Annotated in this window: 27 protein-coding genes and 1 pseudogene; 20 read left to right on the plus strand and 8 right to left on the minus strand. The window is 68.2% G+C overall.

The features are described from left to right. Positions 1 to 64: 64 nt before the first annotated feature. Positions 65 to 1,051, plus strand: coding sequence for a DUF5787 family protein (locus BN996_RS07815; RefSeq protein ID WP_089779872.1), 987 nt, complete (start codon positions 65 to 67; stop codon positions 1,049 to 1,051). 25 nt (positions 1,052 to 1,076) lie between these two features. Continuing rightward, the gene (locus tag BN996_RS07820) at positions 1,077 to 1,676 is read left to right on the plus strand and encodes a class I SAM-dependent methyltransferase (protein ID WP_089778044.1); all 600 of its coding nucleotides are present in this window, start codon (positions 1,077 to 1,079) and stop codon (positions 1,674 to 1,676) included. 18 nt (positions 1,677 to 1,694) lie between these two features. Here the strand turns inward: BN996_RS07820 and BN996_RS07825 are convergent, their stop codons facing one another. Continuing rightward, positions 1,695 to 2,195, minus strand: coding sequence for a DUF5797 family protein (locus BN996_RS07825; RefSeq protein WP_004969904.1), 501 nt, complete (start codon positions 2,193 to 2,195; stop codon positions 1,695 to 1,697). 99 nt (positions 2,196 to 2,294) lie between these two features. On the opposite strand from BN996_RS07825, the gene BN996_RS07830 reads away from it, so the two are divergent. From BN996_RS07830 to BN996_RS07845, 4 genes are all read left to right on the plus strand, one after another. Beyond that, entirely contained in the window at positions 2,295 to 3,068 is a 774-nt protein-coding gene (locus BN996_RS07830; protein WP_089778046.1) for an enoyl-CoA hydratase/isomerase family protein, read from the plus strand. A 121-nt stretch (positions 3,069 to 3,189) separates the two neighbouring features. Further along, positions 3,190 to 3,447: a DUF5789 family protein gene (locus BN996_RS07835; RefSeq protein WP_089778048.1), complete on the plus strand. Its 258-nt coding sequence runs from the start codon at positions 3,190 to 3,192 to the stop codon at positions 3,445 to 3,447. 91 nt (positions 3,448 to 3,538) lie between these two features. Next, entirely contained in the window at positions 3,539 to 3,859 is a 321-nt protein-coding gene (locus tag BN996_RS07840; RefSeq protein WP_008574128.1) for a transcription factor S, read from the plus strand. Positions 3,860 to 3,899: 40 nt separating this feature from the next. Then, positions 3,900 to 4,526, plus strand: a complete 627-nt coding sequence (locus BN996_RS07845; protein ID WP_089778050.1) for a DUF6517 family protein — start codon at positions 3,900 to 3,902, stop codon at positions 4,524 to 4,526. A gap of 51 nt (positions 4,527 to 4,577) precedes the next feature. Here the strand turns inward: BN996_RS07845 and BN996_RS07850 are convergent, their stop codons facing one another. The 3 genes from BN996_RS07850 to BN996_RS07860 form a co-directional block, all read right to left on the minus strand. Continuing rightward, positions 4,578 to 5,303 (minus strand): methyltransferase domain-containing protein, encoded by a 726-nt coding sequence (locus BN996_RS07850; RefSeq protein ID WP_089778052.1) that lies wholly within the window; start codon positions 5,301 to 5,303, stop codon positions 4,578 to 4,580. Beyond that, on the minus strand, positions 5,300 to 5,680 hold the full coding sequence (locus BN996_RS07855; protein WP_089778054.1) for a nascent polypeptide-associated complex protein: 381 nt from the start codon (positions 5,678 to 5,680) through the stop codon (positions 5,300 to 5,302). Before BN996_RS07855 ends, BN996_RS07850 begins: the two co-directional genes overlap by 4 nt. Before the next feature lie 82 nt (positions 5,681 to 5,762). After that, positions 5,763 to 6,431: an O-methyltransferase gene (locus tag BN996_RS07860; RefSeq protein ID WP_089778056.1), complete on the minus strand. Its 669-nt coding sequence runs from the start codon at positions 6,429 to 6,431 to the stop codon at positions 5,763 to 5,765. A 148-nt stretch (positions 6,432 to 6,579) separates the two neighbouring features. Between BN996_RS07860 and BN996_RS07865 the strand changes: the two genes are divergently transcribed. Both BN996_RS07865 and BN996_RS20500 read left to right on the plus strand, forming a co-directional pair. Continuing rightward, a complete protein-coding gene (locus tag BN996_RS07865) occupies positions 6,580 to 8,256 on the plus strand; it encodes an acyl-CoA mutase large subunit family protein (protein ID WP_089778058.1) in 1,677 nt (558 codons plus the stop codon). 303 nt (positions 8,257 to 8,559) lie between these two features. Then, the gene (locus BN996_RS20500; RefSeq protein ID WP_226908723.1) at positions 8,560 to 8,844 is read left to right on the plus strand and encodes a hypothetical protein; all 285 of its coding nucleotides are present in this window, start codon (positions 8,560 to 8,562) and stop codon (positions 8,842 to 8,844) included. Between the two features lie 150 nt (positions 8,845 to 8,994). Here the strand turns inward: BN996_RS20500 and BN996_RS07875 are convergent, their stop codons facing one another. Together BN996_RS07875 and BN996_RS07880 are read right to left on the minus strand one after the other, a co-directional pair. After that, positions 8,995 to 9,333 carry a hypothetical protein gene (locus BN996_RS07875; RefSeq protein ID WP_089778060.1) on the minus strand — a complete coding sequence of 113 codons (339 nt, stop codon included), beginning with the start codon at positions 9,331 to 9,333 and terminating at the stop codon, positions 8,995 to 8,997. 7 nt (positions 9,334 to 9,340) lie between these two features. Beyond that, on the minus strand, positions 9,341 to 9,709 hold the full coding sequence (locus BN996_RS07880) for a YbjQ family protein (RefSeq protein WP_089778062.1): 369 nt from the start codon (positions 9,707 to 9,709) through the stop codon (positions 9,341 to 9,343). Positions 9,710 to 9,763: 54 nt separating this feature from the next. Here BN996_RS07880 and mce point away from each other — a divergent pair, with 54 nt between their 5' ends. The 9 genes and pseudogenes from mce (at position 9,764) to BN996_RS07925 (ending at position 19,829) form a co-directional block, all read left to right on the plus strand. Next, the gene (gene mce / locus BN996_RS07885) at positions 9,764 to 10,147 is read left to right on the plus strand and encodes a methylmalonyl-CoA epimerase (protein ID WP_089778064.1); all 384 of its coding nucleotides are present in this window, start codon (positions 9,764 to 9,766) and stop codon (positions 10,145 to 10,147) included. Between the two features lie 3 nt (positions 10,148 to 10,150). Next, positions 10,151 to 12,101, plus strand: a pseudogene (gene menE / locus BN996_RS07890) (o-succinylbenzoate--CoA ligase). A gap of 92 nt (positions 12,102 to 12,193) precedes the next feature. Further along, the gene (locus BN996_RS07895) at positions 12,194 to 13,855 is read left to right on the plus strand and encodes a long-chain fatty acid--CoA ligase (RefSeq protein WP_089778066.1); all 1,662 of its coding nucleotides are present in this window, start codon (positions 12,194 to 12,196) and stop codon (positions 13,853 to 13,855) included. Between the two features lie 92 nt (positions 13,856 to 13,947). Then, positions 13,948 to 15,099: an acyl-CoA dehydrogenase family protein gene (locus tag BN996_RS07900; RefSeq protein WP_089778068.1), complete on the plus strand. Its 1,152-nt coding sequence runs from the start codon at positions 13,948 to 13,950 to the stop codon at positions 15,097 to 15,099. Positions 15,100 to 15,204: 105 nt separating this feature from the next. Next, complete coding sequence (proC, locus tag BN996_RS07905; protein WP_089778070.1) at positions 15,205 to 15,978, plus strand: pyrroline-5-carboxylate reductase; 774 nt, start codon at positions 15,205 to 15,207, stop codon at positions 15,976 to 15,978. After that, entirely contained in the window at positions 15,971 to 16,837 is an 867-nt protein-coding gene (gene proB, locus BN996_RS07910) for a glutamate 5-kinase (protein ID WP_089778072.1), read from the plus strand. Before proC ends, proB begins: the two co-directional genes overlap by 8 nt. After that, entirely contained in the window at positions 16,830 to 18,164 is a 1,335-nt protein-coding gene (locus BN996_RS07915; protein WP_089778074.1) for a glutamate-5-semialdehyde dehydrogenase, read from the plus strand. Before proB ends, BN996_RS07915 begins: the two co-directional genes overlap by 8 nt. 103 nt (positions 18,165 to 18,267) lie before the next feature. Further along, positions 18,268 to 18,930: an AIM24 family protein gene (locus tag BN996_RS07920; RefSeq protein ID WP_089778075.1), complete on the plus strand. Its 663-nt coding sequence runs from the start codon at positions 18,268 to 18,270 to the stop codon at positions 18,928 to 18,930. Positions 18,931 to 19,025: 95 nt separating this feature from the next. Beyond that, a complete protein-coding gene (locus BN996_RS07925) occupies positions 19,026 to 19,829 on the plus strand; it encodes an N-acyl homoserine lactonase family protein (RefSeq protein WP_089778077.1) in 804 nt (267 codons plus the stop codon). A gap of 210 nt (positions 19,830 to 20,039) precedes the next feature. On the opposite strand, the gene BN996_RS07930 is transcribed toward BN996_RS07925, so the two are convergent. Together BN996_RS07930 and BN996_RS07935 are read right to left on the minus strand one after the other, a co-directional pair. Next, positions 20,040 to 20,621 (minus strand): DsrE/DsrF/DrsH-like family protein, encoded by a 582-nt coding sequence (locus BN996_RS07930; protein ID WP_004968143.1) that lies wholly within the window; start codon positions 20,619 to 20,621, stop codon positions 20,040 to 20,042. Beyond that, positions 20,618 to 20,869, minus strand: coding sequence for a sulfurtransferase TusA family protein (locus tag BN996_RS07935; protein ID WP_049920402.1), 252 nt, complete (start codon positions 20,867 to 20,869; stop codon positions 20,618 to 20,620). Before BN996_RS07935 ends, BN996_RS07930 begins: the two co-directional genes overlap by 4 nt. A 266-nt stretch (positions 20,870 to 21,135) precedes the next feature. On the opposite strand from BN996_RS07935, the gene BN996_RS07940 reads away from it, so the two are divergent. The 3 genes from BN996_RS07940 to BN996_RS07950 are packed head-to-tail and all read left to right on the plus strand — an operon-like array spanning position 21,136 to position 23,276. After that, a complete protein-coding gene (locus BN996_RS07940; RefSeq protein WP_089778079.1) occupies positions 21,136 to 22,323 on the plus strand; it encodes an MBL fold metallo-hydrolase in 1,188 nt (395 codons plus the stop codon). Further along, complete coding sequence (locus BN996_RS07945; RefSeq protein WP_089778081.1) at positions 22,324 to 22,815, plus strand: YeeE/YedE family protein; 492 nt, start codon at positions 22,324 to 22,326, stop codon at positions 22,813 to 22,815. Then, positions 22,812 to 23,276, plus strand: coding sequence for a DUF6691 family protein (locus BN996_RS07950; RefSeq protein WP_089778083.1), 465 nt, complete (start codon positions 22,812 to 22,814; stop codon positions 23,274 to 23,276). Before BN996_RS07945 ends, BN996_RS07950 begins: the two co-directional genes overlap by 4 nt. Positions 23,277 to 23,411: the final 135 nt, after the last annotated feature.

The following is a 23,411-nucleotide window of genomic DNA, read 5'->3' on the forward strand; positions in this document are numbered from 1 at the left end:
GTCGGGCCGGACGCCGAAGCCGCCCGACCGAAACGTCTTCGGCTTCCCGCCGCAACTCCCGGTCGTGAGCGACGCCGCCGACAGCGACCGCGACCCCGAGTTCGCCTTCGAGCTACGGGTCTGCCGCTGGGCCGAGCGCGCGTGGCACCCCGACGGCCCGCGCCCCGCGTTCGTCGCCCGACAGCTCGGCACCCGAGAGCGCCGCTGGGACACCGTCGTCGTGGAGGTCGACCCCGAGGCGTTCGCCGCCCGGCGCGCCCTCTCGACCGACGGCTTCGACTCGGACCTGTTGCGCGTCGTCCGCCACGCGCCCGCCGAGTGGGCGTGGTACCGAGACGCCATCCCCGAACCCGACTTCCCGTGGCGACACGTCGTGCCGGCGGTCCATCGCGCCGCGGGGCTCGGACTCGTCGAGAAGCGCCGCGGCTCGCGGAACCGCGTCGAGTACCGCCGGACCGCCCCGTACCCCGACTGGGTCGAGCGCGTCGTCGCCATCGAGAACAAGCCGGACCTCGACGCCAGCGCCGCCCGCGCGCTCGCCGACCAACTCGACCACGACGTGTCGCGGGCGCTCGCCGACGAGGTCTGGGTCGCCACCGAGGTGACGGGCCGGCGGGTCGAACCCGCCCTACTGGAGGACCTGCCGGTCGAAGTCGGCATCCTCGGCGTCGACGGCGACTCGGCGGAGGTGCTGTGGCACCCGAGTTCGCTGTCGCCCGACCCGGCGGACGCCCGGCGGCGACTCGTCCTCGCCGAGCGCGCCTACGACCGCGGCTGGCGGAGCTACGTGGACACGATGCGGCCCGACTGCCGGCAGTTCGAACTCGACCGGCGCGGCCGGGCGCTCGTCCCGCGGTGCGCCGCGAAAGACTGCTATCAGAGCCAGCGCGAGTGCGCCCACTCGTGTCCGTCGTTCGAGCCGGAGCCGCCGTCGTGGCGGATGAAGGGCTGGCCTATAGAGGGAGGCCCGGGGAAGGGCGTGCGCCGGATTCTGGAAGCCAGACGCGAGCGCGCCAGAGACCGGGCCGAGCGCGGCAGTGAGAACGCCTAACTTCGCGCCCCTCGGACCGACCGATATGGAACGGTTCCAGAACACGAGTCTGCCGGACTGGGATTGGTGGGGAAAACTGTGGCCGACGCCGGGCGAGACGCTTCGGGAGCTCGGGCTGTCGGCGGGCGACACCGTCGCCGAAATCGGCTGCGGAAACGGCTACTTCGCGCTCCCCGCGGCGCGAATCGTCGCGCCGGCCCCGGTGTACGCGGTCGACCTCGACGACGGCCTCCTCGCGGAACTCGACCATCTCGCCGACCAGCAACGCATCGACAACGTGGCGACGGTCCGCGGCGACGCCCGCGAGCTATCGGCGCACCTCTCCGACCCCGTCGACGTGGCGCTCTTCGCCAACGCGTTCCACGGGGTCGACGACCGCGACGAGTTCCTGACGGAAGTCGAGTCGGTCCTCGCCGACGGCGGCCGGTTCGTCGTCGTCAACTGGCGACCCCTGCCCCGGTCGGAGACGACCGTGGCAGGCGAGCCCCGCGGCCCGCCGACCGACCTGCGACTCGGTCCCGAGGAGACCGCGGCGATGGTCGAAGAGGCGACCGACCTCGCGGTGACGGCGGAAATCGACGTTCCGCCGTACCACTACGCGCTGGTGTTCGAGCGGCGAGAATAGCATCGCGGAGCCGGGCGGTCAGACGACCTCCACGTCCACCTCGTCGCGCTCGACGGCGAGGCGGAACGTGGGGACGGTCCGGTAGACGACCTCGATGACGCCCTTGCGGCGGAGGCTCTGGAGCGCGCGGCGCACGTCGTCCACGTCGGGGTCGATGTCGAACTCCTCGCGGAGCTTGTTGAGGACGCTGACGACGCTCTCGGAGCGCTCGTCGGGGCCGGCGACGACCTCGAAGACGCGGGCTTCGAGCGAGGGGACGCGGATGACGCTCGGAACGGACTCCGCCTCGTCGTCGCCCTCGACGCCGGGTTCGACGCCGACGAGTTCGGCGGCCTCGGCCGTCGCGCGGATGAGGCTGTTGTCGTCGCGGTAGTAGTAGTCTTTGAGCTCGGATTCGAGGTAGCGGTGGACTTCGCTCCCGCTTTCGAGGTCCCAGCGGTTCTGTAACTCCTTGTTCTTCGTCGGCTGGAGCCGGACGATGTCGGCGAGGCGTTCTTTCGCCTCGTCGGAGAGCGTCATATCGGTGGATTCGACGGAGGGGGTATAACGTTGTTCTGGATTCTTCAGCGCGACCGCCGAACGTTAATTATTATCCCTGTGCCTTGCGTCGCCCCGAGTATGAGCTGGGACACCCTCCGACTCGACTGGGACGGCGACGTGGCGACCATCACCATCGACCGCCCCGAGCAGATGAACGCGCTCAACGCGGACGCGCTCGACGCGCTCGAAGCGGCGCTCGACGAGGCCGAAGACGGCGGCGCGCGGGTGGTCGTCCTCACCGGCGCGGGCGACAAGGCGTTCGTCGCGGGCGCGGACATCGGCTACATGAAAGACATCGGAACGCCCGCCGCGCAGAACTACGCCGAGCAGGGCCACCGCATCGCGACGCGCTTGGAGGAGTTCCCCGCTCCGACCGTCGCGGCCATCAACGGCTACGCCTTCGGCGGCGGCATGGAACTCGCGTTGGCGTGCGACCTCCGGGTCGCCTCCGAGCGCGCGCTCCTCGGGCAGACCGAAATCGACCTCGGTATCATGCCCGGGTGGGGCGGGAGCGTCCGCCTCCCGGCGCTCGTCGGCGACGAAGTCGCGCGGCGGCTCATCTTCTTCGGCGAGCGCATCGACGCCAGCGACGCCCACGAGTACGGTATCGTCGGCGAAGTCGTCGCCCACGACCAACTCGAATCGCACGTCGAGGACCTCGCCGCGGACCTCGCGTCGAAGCCGCGGCACGCCCTCGCGGGCGCGAAAGCCGCCATCAACATGTCCCACGACGCGCCCCGGGACGCCGCGCTCGACTTCGAGACGCGGGTCTGGAGCGGCCTGTTCGGAACCCACGACCAGCGCGAGGGGATGGAGGCGTTCCTCGACAAGCGCGACCCCGACTTCGAATAGAACCCGACTGAGACCCTCTTTCTCTGACGGAATCGGCCGGTTAGCATCACCGATTCCTCAACGTAGCCGTGCTAACACGGCTCCTACAACTGCTAATACGCTCTATGTATAATGAATAATCGTGCAAGAATCCATCACGCTCGGTCGCGTCGAATCCCGCCTCGAAGACCTGTCGTACCCGGTCTCGCGCCGGGACGCCGCGGCCGCCCTCGACGGTGTGACGGTGCTCATGGCCGACGGGAACGCCGACCTCGGTGAGTTGGTCGGAAACTGCCTCACGGCCGAGTTCGCCGACGCGAAGGACCTGTACTACGAACTGAACAACGCGATGCCGGTCGAGGCGCTCGGCGAACCGGGGCAGTCCGACGGCGACGCCTGAGCCTCCGCTTCCCCGGGCTTTTTTCAGCGCGCACCCCGCGAGCGCATCGCAATCCTGACGCTTAAGTCCCTCAAGCGGTAGGACGTACTTCATGGAGTTTTGCGACGACTGCGGGTCCCTGATGACGCCGCAAGACGGCGTCTGGGTCTGTCCGAACGGCCACGAGAAAGCCCGCGACAGCGAAAAGGAGAAGTCGATGGTCACGACCGAGGGCCAAGAGTCCAGCGAGGTCGTCGACATGTCCGACGTGGACAACGCCGACATCGGCCCGACGACGAAGGCCATCTGCCCGAAGTGCGGCCACGACGTGGCGCGCTACGAGATGAAGCAGATTCGCTCGGCCGACGAGTCCGAGACGCGTTTCTTCACCTGCGTCGAGTGCGACCACAAGTGGCGCGAAGACGACCACTGAGCGACTCGCCTTTTTCAGCCCTCCGTCCGTAACGCGGGGTATGTCCGACGCGCTCGCCCCGCCGGCGCTCCCGCCGCTCGAAGGGTGGGTCCGCGTCGACGACGCGACCGACCGCCCGTTCGAACTCGGTCCCGTCAGCGTCGTCGCCCGGACGGTCGTCTACGAGGACGCCGCCATCCGCGAGCGCGTCCCGGCGACCGCCGACGGCCCGTGGCGCTTTCTGTTCGCCAGCCGCCTCGAAATCCGACCGCACACGCCGCCGTCGAAGGCGCTGACGAAACTCGTCGGCAAGCGCGCGAGCGCCGGCTTCCGGTCGCGCCTCGAAGCCCGCGGCTTCTCGGACGTCCGCCGCGTCGAGTCGCGGACGCTCCGGGTGCGAGTCGGCGGCGGTGACGACGACGAGACCGATTCCGCCAGCGGGGCGGGGATGGACGCGGAGGCCGACGTGGTTCGGTACACCGCGACCGTCGAACTCGCGGGCGTCGAACTCGCGGCCGACGCCTACCTCGCGGTGACGCCGGTCGACGGCGAGTTCCTCCTGACCGGCGGCGCGTACCCCCGCGAGGTCCGCAGCGGCGACGCGGAGACGGCCGCGTCGCTCCGCGAGACAATCGACCCCGAACGCTTCAGAGAAGAGCTGTTTCGCGTGATTCGCGGCGTCGAGTGAGGCGACACAGTCGGGCCGAAAGAGAGGCTGGCCCGTCCGGGTCGGACCCGCTCACTCGTTGCGGGCGAACACGAGATAGCCGGTGTGGCCGACGCCGGCGGTCGAGGGGCGCGACCCCCGGTCGTTGAAGTCCATGTGTCGCTGAATCGTCTCGAACGTCTCCACGTCCGACAGGCCCGCCTCTCTGGCGGCTTCGACGGCCGCGCGCGTGCCCTCCACGAACGGGGAGTAGACGGCGAGGTAGCCGCCGGTCACGAGCAGGTCGGGCGCGTGGCGGACGACCTCGGGCGCGTTCTCGGTGTCGAGGGTGAGCGCGTCGAACGCCGCGTCCGCGAGGTCGTCGACCTCGTCTGTGATGTCGCCGGTGCGGACGTCGACGCGGTCTTCCACGCCCGCGAGCCGCATGTTCTCGCGGGCGACGTCGGCGAACTCGGCGTCGCGTTCGAACGTCGTCACGTCGACGCCGAGGCGACCGAGGTACGCCGAGAGGACGCCCGTGCCGGTCCCCGCGTCGAGGACGCGTTCGCCGGCCGCGATGCCCGTGTGACCGACGATGAGGCCGATGTCTCGCGGCATCATCGGCGCGCCGGTGCGCTCGAAGTGGTTGAAGAGGTCCGGGCCGCGCGGCTCGCGGACGAGGAACTCCTCGCCGATGTGGGTTTCGAGCGTCTGGCCGGCCTCGACGTCCTCGGGGACGGTGAGCATCCCGAGGTCGGTGTGGAGTTCGTCGCCGGGCGCTCGGAGGTACTCCCGGTCGCCGTGGACGAGGAGTATCACTCCAGTCGCGCGATGGCCGCGGCGAGGTCGCCGTCTTCGGCCTCCAGCGCTTCGCGGGCCTCGTCCTCGGGGACGCCGGCGCGCTGGGCCACGATGGCCACGTCGTCGGCCGGAATCTCGTCGGCGGCCTCGTCGCCGTCGCCGCTGTCGCCGCCGTCGTCACCGGCTCCGAGCGCGCGCGTCTCGGGTTCGCCGACGATCTGGTACGTCTCCTGGCCCTGCGCGTCCATGCGCGTGACCTGCGCGTCGCTGAAGACGAGTTCCTCGTCGGCCGTCTTGATGACGACTTCCTCGGCATCGAGCTCCGTCACGTCGATGCCCATCTGCTTCATCATCTGCTGCATTTTGCGCGGATTCATCCCGCCGCCTCCAAACATACCCGAAGCGTCGGGGTGAGCGCTCAAAAGCGTGGCGAACGTCGGTGCGCGGCGGGCGGTACGCGCGCCGGCGGTCGCGGGCTCACTCGACCCGCGTGCTGACCGAGAGGCCGCTTCCGACCGGGAGGACGATGGTCTCGTACCGCGGGTCGGCCCGGACCGCGTCGAGGAACGCCGCGATGCCGCGGGTGTCGGCGTCGGCCCCGTCGAGGGCCTCTGCTTGCCCTTCGCTCCAGTCGGTGAGCGCGCCGAAGTCGACCGGGCCGCGCATGACGTTGTCGGCGACGACGACGCCGCCTTCGGCGACGCGGTCAGAGACGAGGTCGAACGCCTCGGCGTAGCGGTGCTTCTGGTGGTCCAAGAGCACGAGGTCGAACTCGCCGTCGACGCCCTCGAACAGGTCGAGCGCGTCGCCTTCGAGGAAGGTCGTCCGGTCGGCGAGGCCGGCGCGGTCGAGGAAGTCCCGCGCCATGTCGAGTTCGTGGGCGTCGTGTTCCGTCAGGTAGAGTTCGGCGTCGTCGGCCATGCCCTCGGCGAACCACGTCGCGGAGTAGCCGAAGCCGGAGCCGAACTCGAACAGCCGCGTCGCGTCCGCGAGGTGCGCGAGGACGCGGAGGACGCCGCCCGCCTCGGGACCGATGATGGGAAAGCCGTGCTCGTCGGCGTAGGCGGCCATCTCGGCCTGTACCGCGTCGTGTTCGGGCGCGGTCGCCGCGAGGAACCGCCGCGTCTCGTCGCTCAAGATGTCCATGCGGAAGCAGGGCGCGCGAGGGACATAAAATCGGTCGCCGCGGCCGGGTTTTCGGGTGCTGTCGCGGACGGTTCTGCGGCCCGCGGTCGGCGACGGCGTACCCACCGACCCGCGTACGCTTAAGTAGAGACGAACCACATCTTCGACCATGTTTGATCCCGACGAGCTCGAAGAGATTCGGGAGGCGAAAGCCGAGTGGGAGGAGGAGACGCTGGGGCCGACCCTCGACCGCTTCGGGGAGCGCAAAGAGGAGTTCACGACGGACACGGGCGGCAACGTCGTCGAGCGGCTCTACACCCCCGACGACGCCGACGTGGACTACGACGAGGACGTGGGCTTCCCGGGCGAGAAGCCCTACACGCGCGGGGTGTATCCGACGATGCACCGCGGGCGGCTCTGGACGATGCGGCAGTACGCGGGCTTCGGGACGGCCGCCGAGACGAACGAGCGGTTCCGCTACCTCATCGACAACGGCTCGTCGGGGCTGTCGCTCGCGTTCGACCTGCCGACGCAGATGGGCTACGACTCCGACGCGATGATGGCCGCCGGCGAGGTCGGGAAGTCGGGCGTCGCCATCGACAGCCTCCACGACATGGAGACGGTGTTCGACGGCATCGACCTCGGGGAGGTCTCCACGTCGATGACCATCAACGCCCCGGCGGCCGTGTTGCTGGCGATGTACGTCGCGCTCGGCGACAAGCAGGGCGTCCCCCGCGAGGAGCTTCGCGGCACCATCCAGAACGACATCATGAAGGAGTACATCGCGCGGAACCTCTACATCTTCCCGCCGGAGCCGTCGATGCGGCTCATCACGGACATCTTCGAGTTCTGCGCGGCGGAGACGCCGAAGTTCAACACCATCTCCATCTCCGGCTACCACATCCGCGAGGCCGGGTCGACCGCCGCCCAAGAGGTCGCGTTCACCCTCGGCAACGGCATCCAGTACGTCGAGGCCGCGGTCGACGCCGGCCTCGACGTGGACGACTTCGCCCCCCAGTTGTCCTTCTTCTTCAACGCCCACAACAACATCCTCGAAGAGGTGGCGAAGTTCCGCGCCGCCCGGCGGATGTGGGCGAAAATCATGGAAGAGCGCTTCGGCGCGGAGAACCCGAAGTCGATGCAGTTGAAGTTCCACACCCAGACCGGCGGCTCGACGCTCACCGCCCAGCAGGTCGAGAACAACGTCGTCCGGGTGGCATATCAGGCGCTGGCGGCCGTCCTCGGGGGCACGCAGTCGCTCCACACCAACGGGAAGGACGAGGCGCTGTCGCTGCCGACCGAGAAGTCGGTCCGGACGGCGCTCCGCACCCAGCAGATTCTCGCCCACGAGTCGGGCGCGGCGGACACCATCGACCCGCTGGCTGGCAGTTACTACGTCGAGGCGCTGACCGACGACATCGAAGACGAGGCGTTCGACCTGCTCGACGAGGTGGACGACCGCGGCGGGATGCTCGACGCCGTCAAGAACCAGTGGGTCCAGCGGGAGATTCAGGACGTGGCCTACGAGCGCCAGCGCGAGATTGAGGAGGGCGAGCGCGTCATCGTCGGCGTCAACGAGTACCAGGTGGACGAGGAGCCGACCGTCGAGGTCCAAGAGGTCTCCGAGGAAGAAGAACAAAAGCAGGTCGAGTCGCTCGACGCCCGGAAGGACGACCGCGACGAGGAGGCCGTCGAGGCCGCCCTGGCGGACATCCGCGCCGCCGCGAACGGCGACGAGAACCTCCTCCCGCTCATCGTCACGGCGGTCAAGGCGTACGCGACCGTCGGCGAGATATGCGGCGTCCTCCGCGAGGAGTTCGGCGAGTACGAACCCGGTATGGCCTGAGTCAGCCGCGCCATTCCCGAACGACCAGCGCCGACGACCTCCCCGTTCCGTGCCAACGAGACACATAATTTATACTTTCACCCGACTGACCAGTTTTATTGTCACCCCCCGAGTGACCACAACCGAGGCTTATGATGCCGCTTACTGGATTCTAAACCCGTCACACGCCCGGTCGCCGTCAGTCGGCGCGAGGTTCGCGCCACCAGCCGCTCGGTTTTTCGAGTAGTGGCGGCCGTCGCGTTGCGGGGCTCTCCGACCGGAGAGCCCCCGGTATCGCATCCGATTGTCCACCTCACCAGACGAATGTCACGACAACGCCCCCGAGACAGTCGTACCGGCTCCGACTACCACCCCTCCCATCACCGACCCGCGCCCTCGCTGGCGACGCAGGCCGTCCTGCTCGCGTCGATGGCCGCGGTCGTCGCGGTCGTCACCTTTCCCGTAGCGTCGCTCGCGGTCGCCGTCACCGTCGCCGCCGTCGTCGCCGTCGCCCGCGTCGTCGTCACCCGGGCCGACCGCTCGATGCTGACGGTCGACGTGCCCGGCGTCCCCGTCGAGGTCACGGTCGCCCGGACCGCCCGCGACTGAGGCCCGACCGAACGCTGTGAACCCACGCCGACCCCGCTCGCGCACCTCCGACACTCACACCCCGCGACCACTCACCCCTCGCGTCCCGCTCTTGACGCGCCCTTCCGCGTTCCGTTCCGTTCCGTTCCCGACTCGTTTCGCTCCGTCCCGTCACTCCCCGGATTCGACGAACCGACGCCGAAGCCCACGAGCGACCGCCACGACGGCCATCGCTTGGAGGTAGCCGAAGACGGCGAGCGCCGGGTAGAACACCGATGTCTCGCGGACGCCGAACTCGTTGGCCGCGAGCGTGTCGAAGAAGAAGGCGGCCACGAGCGCGGGGTAGTCGACGACCCAAATCTCCTTCGGCAACACCTCGAAGAAGCCGACCGCCCACGCGGCCGCGAGGACGGCGAAGACGGCGAGCGTGGCCCGGTCCGTGGCGAGTCGGGCGAATCCGCGTGCGAGCCGCCGCGGGTCGCGGGCGGCGCGCCGGGTCGTTGTCGTCATCGTCGGATCACGCCACGTCGGCGTTCGACTCGGACGCGGGTTCCGCGTCGGCGTCGGAGCCGCCGACGAGCGTGACCGCCGTCCCGTAGGCCAGAATCTCCGCCGCGCCCTGCGCCACCTCGGCGGTCACGTACCGGACGCCGACGACGGCGTCGGCTCCCATCGCCTCCGCCTCGGCTATCATCCGTTCCGTCGCCTCGTCGCGCGCCTCGGCCATCAGCCCGGTGTAGGACTTGAGCTCGCCGCCGACGATGTTTCGGAGGCCCTGCGTGATGTCGCGGCCGACGTTCCGGGCGCGTATCGTGTTCCCGCGGACTGCTCCCAGCGTCTCCTCGATGTCGCGGCCGACGACCGACTCCGTTGTAGTTACTATCATGACACGAATATCGAACCGTCTGGGTTTATCCGTTGCGCCCGACGAACTGGAGACATGCACTTCGACCACGTCGGAATCGCCACGTCCGACGCCGCCGGACTGGCCGCGCTGTTCGCGGAGCTGTTCGACGCGCCCGTGGCCCACGAGGAGACGTTCGACGGCATGTCGGTCGTCTTCCTCGAACTCGAAAACGGCTACTTCGAACTGCTCGAACCCCACGAGGAGGGCGCCATCTCGAAGTTCCTCGACAAGCGCGGCGGCGGCATCCACCACGTCGCCGTCGAGACCGACGACATCGAGGGCGCGCTCCGGGCCGCCGAGGCCGCCGGCGTCGACCGCATCGACGAGGAGCCGCGCCCCGGCGCGTGGGGCCACGAGGTCGCCTTCTTGCATCCCAAGTCCACCGGCGGCGTCCTCGTCGAGTTCGTCTCGCACTGAGCGATGACGGGCGACTCTCCCGACGACGCGGCCGACGCCGCCGACTCCGATTCGATCAACACCGATTCGACCGACAACGACGCCGCAGCCGCCGGCGAGAGCCGCGGGTTCGCCGGGCCGATGCGCGACTGGCTCTCCCACCGGGTCGCCGCGACGCCCGACCGCCGGGCGCTCATCCACGCCGCGACCGGCGACTCGTGGACCTTCCGCGAACTCGACGCGCTCGTCGACGAGACCGCCGGCCAGCTCGCCGCCCTCGGTGTCGAGGCCGGCGACCACCTCGGCGTCGTTCTCGACCCCGGCGTCGACTACGTCCGACTCATCCACGCCGCGACGCGGCTCGGGGCCGTGCTCGTCCCCCTCGGCGACCGACTCACCGCCGACGAAATCGGTCGCAACGTCGAACTCGCGGACGTGACCACGCTGGTCTGCGGCGAGTCCACCGAGTCGACGGCGGTCGAGGCCACGACCGACGTGCCCGTCGTCTCCGTGGACGACCCGCGGTGGGAGGGCGTCATCAACCTCTCGTCCATCGCGCCGAAGCGAGTCGAACCGGCGGGCTGGTCCCTCTCGGAGACGATGCTCCTGCTTTTCACCTCGGGGACGACCGGGACGCCGAAAGCGGTGAAACTCACCATGGGCAACCTACTCGCGAACGCCGTCGCCGGGGCGTTCCGACTCGGCGTCTCTCCCGACGACCGGTGGCTCGTCACGCTCTCGTTGCACCACATGGGCGGCATCGGTCCGATCCTCCGCGGCCCGCTGTACGGGTCGACCGTCGTCCTCCGCGAGGGGTTCGACGCCGGCGGTGCGGCCGACGACATCGGCAAGTACGACGTCACGGCCGTCTCGCTCGTGCCGACGATGCTCAAGCGGATGCTCGACAGCAGGGGGACGCTCTCGGACTCGCTCCGCGTGGTGCTCCTCGGCGGCGCGCCCGCCCCCGACGAGCTCGTCGAGCGCTGTCGGAACTACTCGGTGCCGGTCCACCCGACATACGGCATGACCGAGACGGCGTCGCAGGTCGCCACCGCGACCCCGCGGGAGGCGTTCGCCGACGTGGGGACCGTCGGGCGGCCGCTCTACTTCACCGACCTCCGGGTCGTCGACGAGGACGGGACCCCCGTCGAACCCGGCACGCCGGGCGAACTCGTCGTCTCGGGGCCGACCGTCTCGCCCGGCTACTACCGGAACCCCGAGGCGACCGCCGAGGCGTTCACCGACGCCGGCCTCCGGACCGGCGACATCGGCTACCGCGACGACGACGGACTCCTGTACGTTCTGAACCGGAAGGACGACCGCATCATCACCGGCGGCGAGAACGTCGACCCAGGCGAGGTCGCGGCGGTCCTGCGGGACCACCCCGAGGTGGACGACGCCGCCGTGCTCGGTGTCCCCGACGCCGAGTGGGGCGAGCGCGTCGCCGCCCTCGTCGTTCCCGCGGACCCGGAGAACCCGCCGGACGACGACGACCTCGACGACTTCTGCCGCGAGCGACTCGCCGGGTTCAAATGCCCGCGACTGGTCGCGACCGCGGACGAACTCCCGCGGACCGTTTCGGGGACGGTCGACCGCGAGGCGGTCCGCGAGCGGCTGGTCGCGGCCGAGCCCGTCGCGGAGGCCGAACCGGAGCGCACGGCGGCCGGGGAACGCGACGAGCCGAGCGCGCCCGAGGTCGGTTCGGAAGGCGACGGCGGCGAGGCGACGCCCGCGAGCGACACCGACGAGGGCGCCGACGCGACGGTCGCGGACGGCGAACGCGGCGCTCGTCGACGACGACGGTGAGGCGAGCGCCGACGGGGACGAACACGACGACGCCGAGAGCGCGGTGGGCGACGCCGAGAGCGCAGAGAGCGACACCGATGACGGCGACGGCGGGGACGACGGGGACGACGGGGACGACGGGGACGACGGGGACGACGGCGACGAGCTCGCCTTCGACCGCGACGAGTGAGTGAACGCGCCCGCGGGTGACGCCGAATCCACAGCCCGCGTCTCGGCGGGTCGTTTCCAAACAATCATTACGTTTTGACGCAAGGGCATGGTATGGTAGGTGCTACCAACCAGACGCTTCGGCCGTTCCTGTGGCGCGCGGGGAAGCTCTATCCGGACCGCGAAATCGTCTCTCGGACCGCCGAAGGGCTGGAACGCTACACGTACGCGGAGTACGAGGGACGCGTGGCACGGCTCGCGGGGGCGCTTTCGGACGCCGGCATCGGGGACGGCGACCGGGTGGCGACGTTCTGCTGGAACCACAACCGACACTTCGAGACGTACTTCGGCGTGCCGTCGATGGGCGCGCAGTTGCACACCATCAACCCGCTTCTGCCCGACCACCACATCCAGTACATCGTCGAGAACGCCGAGGACCGCCTCGTCTTCGTGGACCCGTCGCTCGCGCCGAAACTCGCCGGCGCGGTCGACGAAGACGCGTTCGCCTCGGTCGAGCAGTTCGTCGTGATGGCCTCCGAAGTGCCGGACGACGTGGGTCTGTCCCCGGTGACGGACTACGAGTCGTTCGTCGCCGGCTACCCCGACGAGTACGACTGGCCGGACCTCCCGGAGGACCAGCCGGCGGGGATGTGTTACACCTCGGGGACGACGGGTCAGCCGAAGGGCGTCGAGTACTCCCAGCAGATGCTGTGGGCGCACACGATGGCGACGCTCCCCGAGTCCGGCCTCGATATCGGCGCGAAGGACGTCATCATGCCGGTCGTCCCGATGTTCCACGTCAACGCGTGGGGCCTGCCGTTCTCGACGACCGCGGCGGGCGCGAAACACGTCTACCCCGGCCCGTCGCCGACGCCCGAGGACCTCGCGAAACTCATCGAGGAGGAGGGCGTGACGATGACCGCGGGCGTGCCGACGGTGTGGCTCGGCCTGCTCGACTACCTCGACGAGCACGACGCGGACGTCTCGTCGCTCGAACGCATCGTCATCGGCGGGTCGGCCGCGCCCAAGTCGGTCATCCGGCGGTTCGACGAGGAGTACGACGTGGACGTGCTCCACGCGTGGGGCATGACGGAGATGTCGCCGGTCGGGACCGTCGCCCACCTCAAGCCGGGGATGGAGGACCTCCCCGCCGAAGAACAGTACGAAAAGCGCGCTAAACAGGGCCTGCTCGCGCCGGGGCTTGAGATGCGCGTCGTCGACGACGACGGGAACGAGGTCCCGTGGGACGGCGAGGAGTTCGGCGAACTGTGGGTGCGCGGCCCGTGGGTGACGACCGAGTACTTCGAGCGACCCGACGCGAACGAGGAAGATTACGAGGGTAACTGGCTGAAGACCGGCGACGTGGTCACCGTGGACGAAGACGGCTACGTCCAAATCGTCGACCGGGCGAAAGACGTCATCAAGTCCGGCGGGGAGTGGATTTCGTCGCTCGAACTGGAAAACAGCATCATGGCCCACGACGACGTGGCCGAGGCGACCGTCATCGGCGTCCCCCACGAGCGCTGGCAGGAGCGCCCCGTCGCCTTCATCGTCCCGAAGAGCGGCGTCGACGAGGACGCGCTGAAGGCCGACCTCGTCGCGCTCGTCGAAGACGAGTTCCCGAAGTGGTGGGCCCCCGACGAGGTCGTATTCATCGATGAGGTGCCGAAGACCGCGACCGGAAAGTTCGACAAGAAGGTGCTCCGCGAGCGGTACGACGACTCGTCGCTCATCGAGGGCAAGACGCCCGATTCGGAGGCCCCGTCGGACGAGTGACGGCGGCTCGGCCGACCCATCTAACAAGAAACTAGTTTGAAGTTTATACTAGTTCCATACACTATTTTTACTGTACAATCCGATAGCGCGGTATGGACCTTCTCGACGACTCCATCGTACCCGAACACGCCCGCGACCTCAAGCGGGAGGCCCGCGAGTTCGCAGAGGCGCACATCGAACCGGTCGCGGCGGACTACTACGAGTCCGGCGAGTACCCCCACGAGGTCCTCCAGGCGGGGATGGACGCGGGGCTGGTCGCGCAGGACATCTCCGAGGAGTACGGCGGGAAGGGCTTCGACCTCCAGCAGATGCTCGCCATCTCCGAGGAGTTCTACCGCGCCGACGCCGGCATCGCGCTGACGCTCCAGCTCGCCTCGTTCGGGTGCGAGATTATGGAGGACTACGGCAGCGAGGAACAGAAGGAGACGTGGCTCCGCCCGGTCGCGGAAAACGAACAGCTTTCGGGGCTCGCGGTGTCCGAACCGCAGACCGGCTCCGACATGGCCGGCATGGAGACGACCGCCGACAAGACCGACGGCGGCTACGTCCTCAACGGCGAGAAGTACTGGGTCGGAAACGCCGTCGAGGCCGACTGGCTGACGGTGTACGCCAAGACGGCCGACACCGACGACCGCTACTCGAACTACTCGATGTTCGTCGTGCCGACGGACACGCCCGGCTACGAGGCAGAACACATCCCCGAGAAGATGGGCATGCGCGCGTCCAAGCAGGGGCACATCGTCTTCGACGACTGCGAGGTGCCCGAGGAGAACCTCATCGGCACCGAGGGCGGCGGCTTCTACATGCTCGCGGACTTCTTCAACCACGGTCGCATCGTCGTCGGCGGCCACAGCCTCGGCCTCGCCGCCGCCGCCATCGAGGAGGCGTGGGAGTTCGTCCACGACCGGCAGGCGTTCGGGCGCAACGTCTCGGAGTTCCAGGCGGTCCAGCACATCCTCGCGGACATGCGAATGGAGTTCGAGGCGGCCCGCGCGCTCAACTGGCGCGCCGCCGAGAAGGTCGCAAACGGCGAGGACGCCGGCTTCTGGGCGGCCGCCGCCAAGACGAAATCGACCGAGACGGCCGTCGACGTGGCCGAACGCGGCATGCAGCTCCACGGCGGCCGGTCGGTCCTCAACGAGTACAAGATTTCGCGGGTGTACCGCGACGCGCGCATCCCCGTCATCTACGAGGGCGCGAACGAGATTCAGCGCAACCTCATCTACCGGCAGGGCGCGCTGTAAGGCGGCCCCGTCACGGCCCCCGGAACTGACAACTCGTTTTCCGGTTTGGCATCGCTTGACCGGAACGCAGTTACTATCTGAGCCTCGTACCTTGAGTCAACATCAATGGTACGCACGAGTGTTATCGGCTGCGGAAACATGGGGAGCGCCCTTCTCACCGGTCTCTGGAAGGCCGGCGGCCATTCGGTCGTCGCCTGCGACCTCGACCCCGACGCCCTCGCCGCGGTCGCCGACTACTGTGAAGCGACGACGGACGACGTGTCGCGCGCCGCCGAGGCGGACGTGGTGTTCGTCGCGGTCAAGCCCGACATCGTCGAACCCGTTCTCTCGGAACTCGACCTGTCTCCCGACCAGACGCTCGTCACGATAGCCGCGGGCGTGCCGACCTCCTTTGTCGAGGCGCGCACCGACGCCCGCGTCGTCCGCATCATGCCGAACCTCGCCGCCGAGACCCGCGACATGGCCGCGGCGGCGACCGGCGACCTGACCGACGAGGTCCGCGAACTCCTCTCGGACGTGGGCGAGTTCGTCGAGGTCGAGGAGTCGCAGATGGACATCGCGACCGCGGTCAACGGCAGCGGACCGGCCTTCGTCTTCTATCTCATCGAGGCCGTCACGCAGGCCGGCGTCGCGGGCGGACTCTCCGAGGAAGACGCCGAGATTCTCGCCGCCCAGACGTTCAAGGGCGCGGCCGAGACCGTCGTCCAGGACGACCGCACCGCCGACGAACTCATCGACGCGGTCTGCTCGCCGAACGGGACGACCATCGAGGGGATGGAGGTCCTCTGGGACAGCGCCGCCGACGACGCTGTCACCGAGGCGGTGGTCGCGGCCGAGCGCCGGTCGAAGGAGCTCGCGGAGGAGTTCGCCGATGAGTGAACTGAGCGAGACGACGGAGACGGCGGAGACGTCCGAGGTCGCCGAGCCCGACGCCGACGCGGTCGCCGCCGAGGCGGACCGCGTCATCGTCAAGGCCGGCACCAACTCGCTGACCGACGAGGACTCCAACCTCGACGACGACAAGCTCGACAAGCTCGTCGACGACATCGAATCGCTGCTCTCGCGCGGTAAGGAGGTGCTGCTCGTCTCCTCGGGCGCGGTCGGTGCCGGCATCGGCCGACTCGACCATCCCACGGCGGACCGCGACACCCTCGAAGCGTCGCAGGCGCTGTCGACGGTCGGTCAGAGTCTCCTGATGCACCGCTACACGGAGAGCTTCGAGCGCTACGACCGGAAGGTCGCCCAGATTCTCATCACCCAGCACGACCTGGAGAACCCCGAGCGGTTCACCAACTTCCGGAACACGGTCGAGACGCTGCTGGAGTGGGGCGTCGTGCCCATCATCAACGAGAACGACGCGGTCGCCACGGAGGAACTCCAAATCGGCGACAACGACATGATTTCGTCGAACATCGCGGTCGGCATCGGCGTCGACCTGCTCGTGACGCTCACCGACGTTGGCGGCGTCTACACCGGGAACCCGAAGGAGGACCCCGACGCCGAGCGCATCGAAGTCGTCGGCGACAACTACAGCGACGTCGAGGACGTCGTCACCGCGAGTTCGACCGGCGGCTTCGGCGGCATCCAGACGAAGGTCCGGGGCGCGCGCGACGCCGCCGAGTACGGCATCCCCGCCGTCATCGCGCAGTCGACCGAACCCGACGTGTTGGCGAAGATAGCCGAGCGCGAATCGGTGGGAACAATGTTCCTGCCCATCGACGGTGAGACCGATGACTGAGCGAGACACGACCGCGCAGGTCGAACGGGCACAGTCGGCGGCGCTCCGCCTCGCCAACGTCGACGCGGCCGACCGCGACGCCGCGCTCGGAGCCATCGCGGACGCCATCCGCGACAACAGCGAGGCGATTCTCGCGGCTAACCGCGAGGACGTCGAGGAGGCCGAGGCGATGCTCGCGGACGGCGAGTACACGCAGGCGCTCGTCGACCGCCTCAAACTCGACGAGGCGAAACTCGACGACATCGCCGGGATGGTCGAGTCCGTCGCCGAACAGGACGACCCCCTCGGGGAGACGCTGGAGGCGAGAGAGCTGGACGAGGACCTCGAACTGTACAAGCTCTCTGTTCCCATCGGCGTCGTCGCGACCATCTTCGAGTCGCGGCCCGACGCGCTCGTCCAAATCGCCGCGCTGGCGCTGAAGTCCGGCAACGCCGTCATCCTCAAGGGCGGCAGCGAGGCGAGCGAGTCGAACCGCGTGCTGTACGAGACGATTCTGTCCGCCACCGAGGACCTGCCGGACGGCTGGGCGACGCTCATCGAGGCCCACGAGGAGGTCGACCGCCTGCTCGAACTCGACGACATGGTCGACCTCGTGATGCCCCGCGGCTCCTCGGAGTTCGTCAGCTACATCCAGGACAACACCCAGATTCCCGTGCTCGGCCACACCGAGGGCATCTGCCACGTCTACGTCGACGAGGCGGCCGACCTCGACATGGCCGAAGACATCGCGCTCGACGCGAAGGTGCAGTACCCCGCGGTCTGCAACGCCGTCGAGACGCTCCTCGTCGACGAGGCGATCGCGGCCGACTTCCTGCCCGCGGTCGTCGAGCGCTACCGCGACGAGGGCGTCGTCCTCCGCGGCGACGAGGCGACCCGCGAACACGTCGATATCGACCCCGCGACCGACGACGACTGGGACACCGAGTACGGCGACCTCGAACTCTCCGTCAAGGTCGTCTCGGACCTGTACGACGCGGTCGACCACATCAACGCCCACGGCTCGAAGCACACGGAGTCCATCGTCACCGACGACGCCGAGCGCGCGGAGACGTTCATGACCGGCGTCGACGCCGCCAGCGTCTTCCACAACGCCTCGACCCGATTCGCCGACGGCTACCGCTACGGTCTCGGGGCCGAGGTGGGCATCTCGACGGGCAAGATTCACGCCCGCGGCCCGGTCGGTCTCGAAGGCCTGACGACCTACAAGTACTACCTCGAAGGCGACGGCCAGTTGGTCGCCACCTACGCCGGCGAGGACGCCGTCCCCTTCACCCACGAGGCGCTCGACGCCGACTGGAACCCCGGCCACCGAAGCCGACGGGACTGAGCGCGCCGGCGGTTCGGCGTCCGGTTTTTCGCGGCAAATAGAACTATATCCCTGACAGTCGCCTCTCCGGTAGAGTCGTCTCCGCTGCGACTCGGTGACTCCAATGGATCTAGACGAATTCGTCAGCACGCACGCACCGTCCGAAGGCGGCGAATCCTTCGAACTCGAAAACTCGAAACTCCTCGACGTGGCCCTCGACGGGGAGGTAATGGCGAAAGCCGGGTCGATGGTCGGCTACACCGGCGACATCTCCTTCGAGCGCAAGTCCGCCGGCGGCCTGACGGGGATGCTCAAGAAGAAGGCCACGGGCGAGGGCGACGTCATGATGCAGGCGACCGGCACCGGTCACCTCTACCTCGCGGACCAGGCCAAGGAGGTCCAGATTCTCGAACTCGACGCGGGCGAGGAACTGAGCGTCAACGGCAACGACGTGCTCGCGTTCGAGTCGAGCGTGAACTGGGACATCAAGATGCTGACGAGCATCGCCGGAACCTCCTCGGGCGGCCTGTTCAACGTCTTCCTCGAAGGTCCCGGCCACGTCGCCATCACGACCCACGGCGAGCCGGTCGTCCTCCAGACGCCGGCCAAGACCGACCCCAACGCGACCGTCGCCTGGAGCGGCAACGTCTCGCCGTCGTCGAACCGCGACATCAACATCAAAGGTCTGCTCGGCCGCTCGTCGGGCGAGTCCTACCAGCTCGAATTCGCGGGCGACGACGGCTTCGTCATCGTCCAGCCGTTCGAGGAAGTCGGCCCCGGCGAGTAGTCGTTTTCCCCGCCCCGACCGACTCCCGTTTTGCGCTCGACGGAGATGTATTGGCCGCCTGAACGGTTATGGTCGCTCCGTCCGAACCCCGGGGTATGGGTGACATCAGCGTCCACCTGGTCGACCGGGGTCGCGTTCTCACGGATATGGGTTACGTACTCGACGGGTACACCATGGGGAGCGCGTCGAACCGGAGCCCCGACCACGAAACGGCCGAGTTCGTCGTCTGGAACGCCGTCGTCGACGGCCCCGACCGGACGGTGCTGTGGGATACCGGAGCGAACCCCGAAGCGGGCGACGGCTACTGGCCCGCCCCGCTGTACGAGGCGTTCGAGTACGTCGACGCCGCGGACCACACGCTCGAAGGCGACCTCGATTCGGTCGGCTACGACCTCGCCGACATCGACGCCGTGGTGATGAGCCACCTGCACCTCGACCACGCGGGGGGTCTCGCCGAGTTCGCCGGGACGGACGTCCCGATATACGTCCACGAGGAGGAACTGAAGTTCGCGTACTACTCGGCGAAGACGACCGAGGGCTCCATCGCGTACCTCGCCTCGGACTTCGACCGCGACCTGAACTGGAACGTCGTCCACGGCGACGAACACACGCTGTTCGACGGCTTCCGGCTCGTTCACCTGCCGGGCCACACGCCCGGCGTGCTGGGCGCGCACATCGAGACGCCAGCCGGCGACGTGCTCGTCGCGGGCGACGAGTGCTACGTGGAGGGCAACTACACCGACGAGGTGCCGCTCGGCCCCGGCCTGCTCTGGAGCGAGCGCGACTGGTTCGACAGCCTCCAGAAAGTGAAGGAACTCGAACGCCGGACCGGCGGCGACGTGCTCTTCGGTCACGACCTCGCCCGCTTCGAGTCGTTCGGCGACGGCTGGAACGTCTGAAGCGGGCGGACGGCGCGCTCGTCGGGCTCGAATTTTTCTGGACTCACGCGCCGAGCGGGCGACAGCGACCGCGCTCGTCGCGTCCGAAGAAAGTGAAAAGGGGAACCGCAGGGGTGGTGTCGGGTGAGGTGGAGTTGGGTGGAGTGGTGTGGCTGATGTTGGGGTGGGGAAGTAGGGGGATTGGATTACTGGTGGAGACGACGACCCGGCCTAAATCATGAGTTGCACGTCGGCGTCGGCCATGTGCTGGAGGGCCGTCGCCGCGCCGACTCCGGTGGTGACGCCGTCGTAGAACTCGGCTTCGTCGTAGCCCATCAGTTCGATGGTCATCTGGCAGGCCTGGAGGTCGACGCCCATGTCGAGGGAGGTCTCGATGAGTTCCTCGATGGTCGCCGTCCCGTTTTCCTTGATTTTCTTTTCCATCATGCTCGTGGCGACGTTGTCCATGAAGGGCAGTGCGGCGACGGCGTTCGGCATCGGCATGCTCGGGTTGCCGACCGCGCTGAGCTTCAGGTTCTTCGACTTCTCCTCGTGGAGGATGTCGAGTCCCCAGAACGTGTGGAAGACCACGACGTCCCAGCCGAAGGCGGCCGCCGTGCTGGCGAGGATGAGCGGCGGGTACGCCATGTCGAGGGTGCCTTTGGTCGCGATGATGGTCATCGACTTCTGTCCGTCGTCGTCGGTCGCCTCCCGGAGGTCGGAGACCTCCTCCTGCAGGGCTTGGACCTGCGCACGGAGGTCTTCGACGGAGTCGGCTCCCGCGTCGACGGGCGCGTCGGCGTCCGAGCTCATTCCTTCTGGATGAAGTGGCGGAAGACCGCGTCGCCGTCTTCCTCGGCCTCTTCCTGTTCGAGCATGGCGACGCCGTCGGTGGCGTCGGCCCAGCCCTTCAGGTCGCTCATACTGCCGGAGTCGGTCGCGACGACCTGCAGAATCTCGCCGGATTCGAGCTCGTCGACCGCGCCGCGGGTCTTGACGACGGGCATCGGGCAGGACAGTCCTTTCACGTCGAGGGTCTCGGTGGGTTCGTATGTACTCATTTTCGAGGTCACCTGTGTTGGGTGTATTCCACAATATAAGGGTGCTTCGTAAAAGTGTGTCGGTTCTTGGGGAGACACCACAATACCTTATCGAACGGGTTGAAGGGCGTCAAATCGGCACTTAACGGGTTAGAGAGCCATTGTGTGCTCGCGTAGGTGCGAAATCGCACTAGTTTCGGTCGATGTCCACGGAGGGAATATTGCAAGAAATCCAAACTACCATCCGAAAGCTTAAGTCTGACCACCCGATAGTGGGTGATGAATACATGACCGTTCCAGACTTGCCGGAACTCGACGTCGACGTGCCAGTCATCGAACCCGAGGCGCTGAAAGCCCGCATCGACGAGGGCGAGGCGCTCACCATCCTCGACAACCGCGTGCCGTCGGAACACGAGGACTGGCGCATCGACGGCGAGAACGTCTCGCACGTCAACATCCCCTACTTCGAGTTCCTCGACGAGGAGCTCGACGAGTCGCTGTTCGAAGAGCTGCCCGAAGACGAGGAGTTCGTCGTCCTCTGTGCGAAGGGTCACTCCTCGGAGTACGTCGCCGGGTTGCTCATCCAGGAGGGCTACGACGCCGTGGCGCTCGAACGCGGCATGAACGGCTGGGCGAGCATCTACGAGTACACCGAACTGGAGACCGACGGCGACGCGCTCGTCGCGCAGTACCAGCGCCCCTCCAGCGGCTGTCTGGCGTACCTCGTCGTCGACGGCGACGAGGCCGCCGTCGTCGACCCGCTTCGCTACTTCGCCGACGAGTACGTCGCCGACGCGAAGGCGCTCGGCGCGGAGCTGAAGTACGCCGTCGACACGCACATCCACGCGGACCACATCAGCGGGGTCCGCACGCTGGTCGAAGACTACGGCGTCACGGGCGTCATCCCCGAGGCCGCCGAAGACCGCGGCGTCGACTACGACACGCCCTACGAGACCATCGCGGACGGCGAGTCACTCACCGTCGGCGACGCCGCCATCGAGGCCGTCCACACGCCCGGCCACACGACCGGCATGACGACCTACAAGGTCGACAACGTGCTGTTCACGGGCGACGGCCTGTTCATCGAGTCGGTCGCCCGCCCCGACCTCGAAGACGGGGACGAGGGCGCACCCGACGCGGCCGGGATGCTCTACGATTCCCTGCAGGAGCGCGTCCTCTCGCACGACGACGACGCCATCGTGGCCTCCGCGCACTTCAGCGACGCGGCAATCCCCGCCGACGACGGCAGTTACACCGCCACGCTCGGGGAACTGAAGGACACGATGGACGCACTGTCGATGCCCAGAGACGAGTTCGTTGAGTTCATCCTCTCCGATATGCCGCCGCGGCCGGCCAACTACGTCGACATCATCGAGACGAACCTCGGCGTGCAGGAGTCGGACGACGACCGCGCCTTCGAGCTCGAACTCGGGCCGAACAACTGCGCGGCCAGCAACGAAGCCCTGACGAACTAAATGTCGGGTCTGACGCCGCTCCTCGTCGACGGGCTCTTCCCGAACGGCATCGCGCACTACGCGCTCGGCGGCCTCCTCATCGGCCTCGGGACCGCCGTCATCTACCTCGGGACGGGCATCATCGCCGGCGCGAGCACCTTCCTCGAATCGACGCTGTCGTACGTCTCCGACCTCCCGCGGTTCAACAAGGCGAAGTACGTCGCCTCGCGGGACTGGCGGGTCGTGTTCACCCTGAGCATCGTCGCCGGGGCCGCGCTGTACACCGTCCTGTTCGGCGACGGCTGGTGGGTCTCCGACGTGCAAGCGTGGCGCTTCGCCGTCGGCGGCGTGCTCGTCGGCGTCGGCACCCGCATCGGGAAGGGCTGTACGTCCGGCCACGGGGTCTGCGGCGTCGGCTCGCGCTCGCGGACCTCGCTCGTCAACGTCGCCACCTTCATGCTCGTCGCCATCGGGGTCGCACAGCTCCTGAGCGCGCTGGGGGTGTCGCCGTGAGCGACGACGAACGCGGACTCGGGTTCATGCTGGTCGTCGTCGCTGGCGGCCTGATATTCGGGTTCGGCCTCGCCGTCAGCAACATGGCCCGCCCGGAGGTCGTCCTCGACTTCCTCCAGTTCGACGACTTCGGCCTCGTCTTCGTGATGGGCGGGGCAGCCGTCGTCACCGGCACCGTCTTCGCGCTCGCCGAGGCGTTCGGCGACCGCGCGCCCATCACCGGGCGCGACTACGGCCGCCGCCTGAAGTCGTTCGACAGGAACGTCGTCGTCGGCGGGGTCGTCTTCGGTGCCGGCTGGGGTATCTCCGGCATCTGTCCCGGCGCGGCCTACGCCAGCCTCGGCGTCGGCAACTACCCCATCCTCATCGCCATCGGCGGGATGTTCGTCGGCGCGTACCTGCAGGGGCTCTGGCGCGCCCGCCGCGCCGACAGCGCCGCGACCGGCACCTCCGCCGACTGAGCCGCCTCGCTGGCGTAATCAACTTCGTTCTTTTCGCGTCTCTCGGCCGCAGAGCGACGGCGACGGAGTTCTCGACTCCTGCCGCCGATCTGCCGACGCCGGCCGACGGCTCGTGCGCGTCGTCGAGCGCCGGCG

The sequence above is a fragment of the Haloferax massiliensis genome (assembly GCF_001368915.1).
In the GTDB taxonomy this organism is placed as follows: domain Archaea; phylum Halobacteriota; class Halobacteria; order Halobacteriales; family Haloferacaceae; genus Haloferax; species Haloferax massiliensis.

Bases quoted from the DNA above. Each gene is read 5' to 3' on its own strand.
- BN996_RS07920 (WP_089778075.1), top strand. From the start codon at position 18,268: ATGGATCTAGACGAATTCGTCAGCACGCACGCACCGTCCGAAGGCGGC.
- BN996_RS07855 (WP_089778054.1), bottom strand. From the start codon at position 5,680: ATGTTTGGAGGCGGCGGGATGAATCCGCGCAAAATGCAGCAGATGATG.
- BN996_RS07900 (WP_089778068.1), top strand. From the start codon at position 13,948: ATGGACCTTCTCGACGACTCCATCGTACCCGAACACGCCCGCGACCTC.
- BN996_RS07860 (WP_089778056.1), bottom strand. From the start codon at position 6,431: ATGGACATCTTGAGCGACGAGACGCGGCGGTTCCTCGCGGCGACCGCG.
- BN996_RS07945 (WP_089778081.1), top strand. From the start codon at position 22,324: ATGTCGGGTCTGACGCCGCTCCTCGTCGACGGGCTCTTCCCGAACGGC.
- BN996_RS07840 (WP_008574128.1), top strand. From the start codon at position 3,539: ATGGAGTTTTGCGACGACTGCGGGTCCCTGATGACGCCGCAAGACGGC.
- BN996_RS07925 (WP_089778077.1), top strand. From the start codon at position 19,026: ATGGGTGACATCAGCGTCCACCTGGTCGACCGGGGTCGCGTTCTCACG.
- BN996_RS20500 (WP_226908723.1), top strand. From the start codon at position 8,560: ATGTCACGACAACGCCCCCGAGACAGTCGTACCGGCTCCGACTACCAC.
- BN996_RS07825 (WP_004969904.1), bottom strand. From the start codon at position 2,195: ATGACGCTCTCCGACGAGGCGAAAGAACGCCTCGCCGACATCGTCCGG.
- BN996_RS07845 (WP_089778050.1), top strand. From the start codon at position 3,900: ATGTCCGACGCGCTCGCCCCGCCGGCGCTCCCGCCGCTCGAAGGGTGG.
- BN996_RS07940 (WP_089778079.1), top strand. From the start codon at position 21,136: ATGACCGTTCCAGACTTGCCGGAACTCGACGTCGACGTGCCAGTCATC.
- BN996_RS07865 (WP_089778058.1), top strand. From the start codon at position 6,580: ATGTTTGATCCCGACGAGCTCGAAGAGATTCGGGAGGCGAAAGCCGAG.
- BN996_RS07930 (WP_004968143.1), bottom strand. From the start codon at position 20,621: ATGAGCTCGGACGCCGACGCGCCCGTCGACGCGGGAGCCGACTCCGTC.
- proB (WP_089778072.1), top strand. From the start codon at position 15,971: ATGAGTGAACTGAGCGAGACGACGGAGACGGCGGAGACGTCCGAGGTC.
- BN996_RS07895 (WP_089778066.1), top strand. From the start codon at position 12,194: ATGGTAGGTGCTACCAACCAGACGCTTCGGCCGTTCCTGTGGCGCGCG.
- proC (WP_089778070.1), top strand. From the start codon at position 15,205: ATGGTACGCACGAGTGTTATCGGCTGCGGAAACATGGGGAGCGCCCTT.
- BN996_RS07820 (WP_089778044.1), top strand. From the start codon at position 1,077: ATGGAACGGTTCCAGAACACGAGTCTGCCGGACTGGGATTGGTGGGGA.
- mce (WP_089778064.1), top strand. From the start codon at position 9,764: ATGCACTTCGACCACGTCGGAATCGCCACGTCCGACGCCGCCGGACTG.
- BN996_RS07915 (WP_089778074.1), top strand. From the start codon at position 16,830: ATGACTGAGCGAGACACGACCGCGCAGGTCGAACGGGCACAGTCGGCG.
- BN996_RS07830 (WP_089778046.1), top strand. From the start codon at position 2,295: ATGAGCTGGGACACCCTCCGACTCGACTGGGACGGCGACGTGGCGACC.
- BN996_RS07935 (WP_049920402.1), bottom strand. From the start codon at position 20,869: ATGAGTACATACGAACCCACCGAGACCCTCGACGTGAAAGGACTGTCC.
- BN996_RS07880 (WP_089778062.1), bottom strand. From the start codon at position 9,709: ATGATAGTAACTACAACGGAGTCGGTCGTCGGCCGCGACATCGAGGAG.
- BN996_RS07875 (WP_089778060.1), bottom strand. From the start codon at position 9,333: ATGACGACAACGACCCGGCGCGCCGCCCGCGACCCGCGGCGGCTCGCA.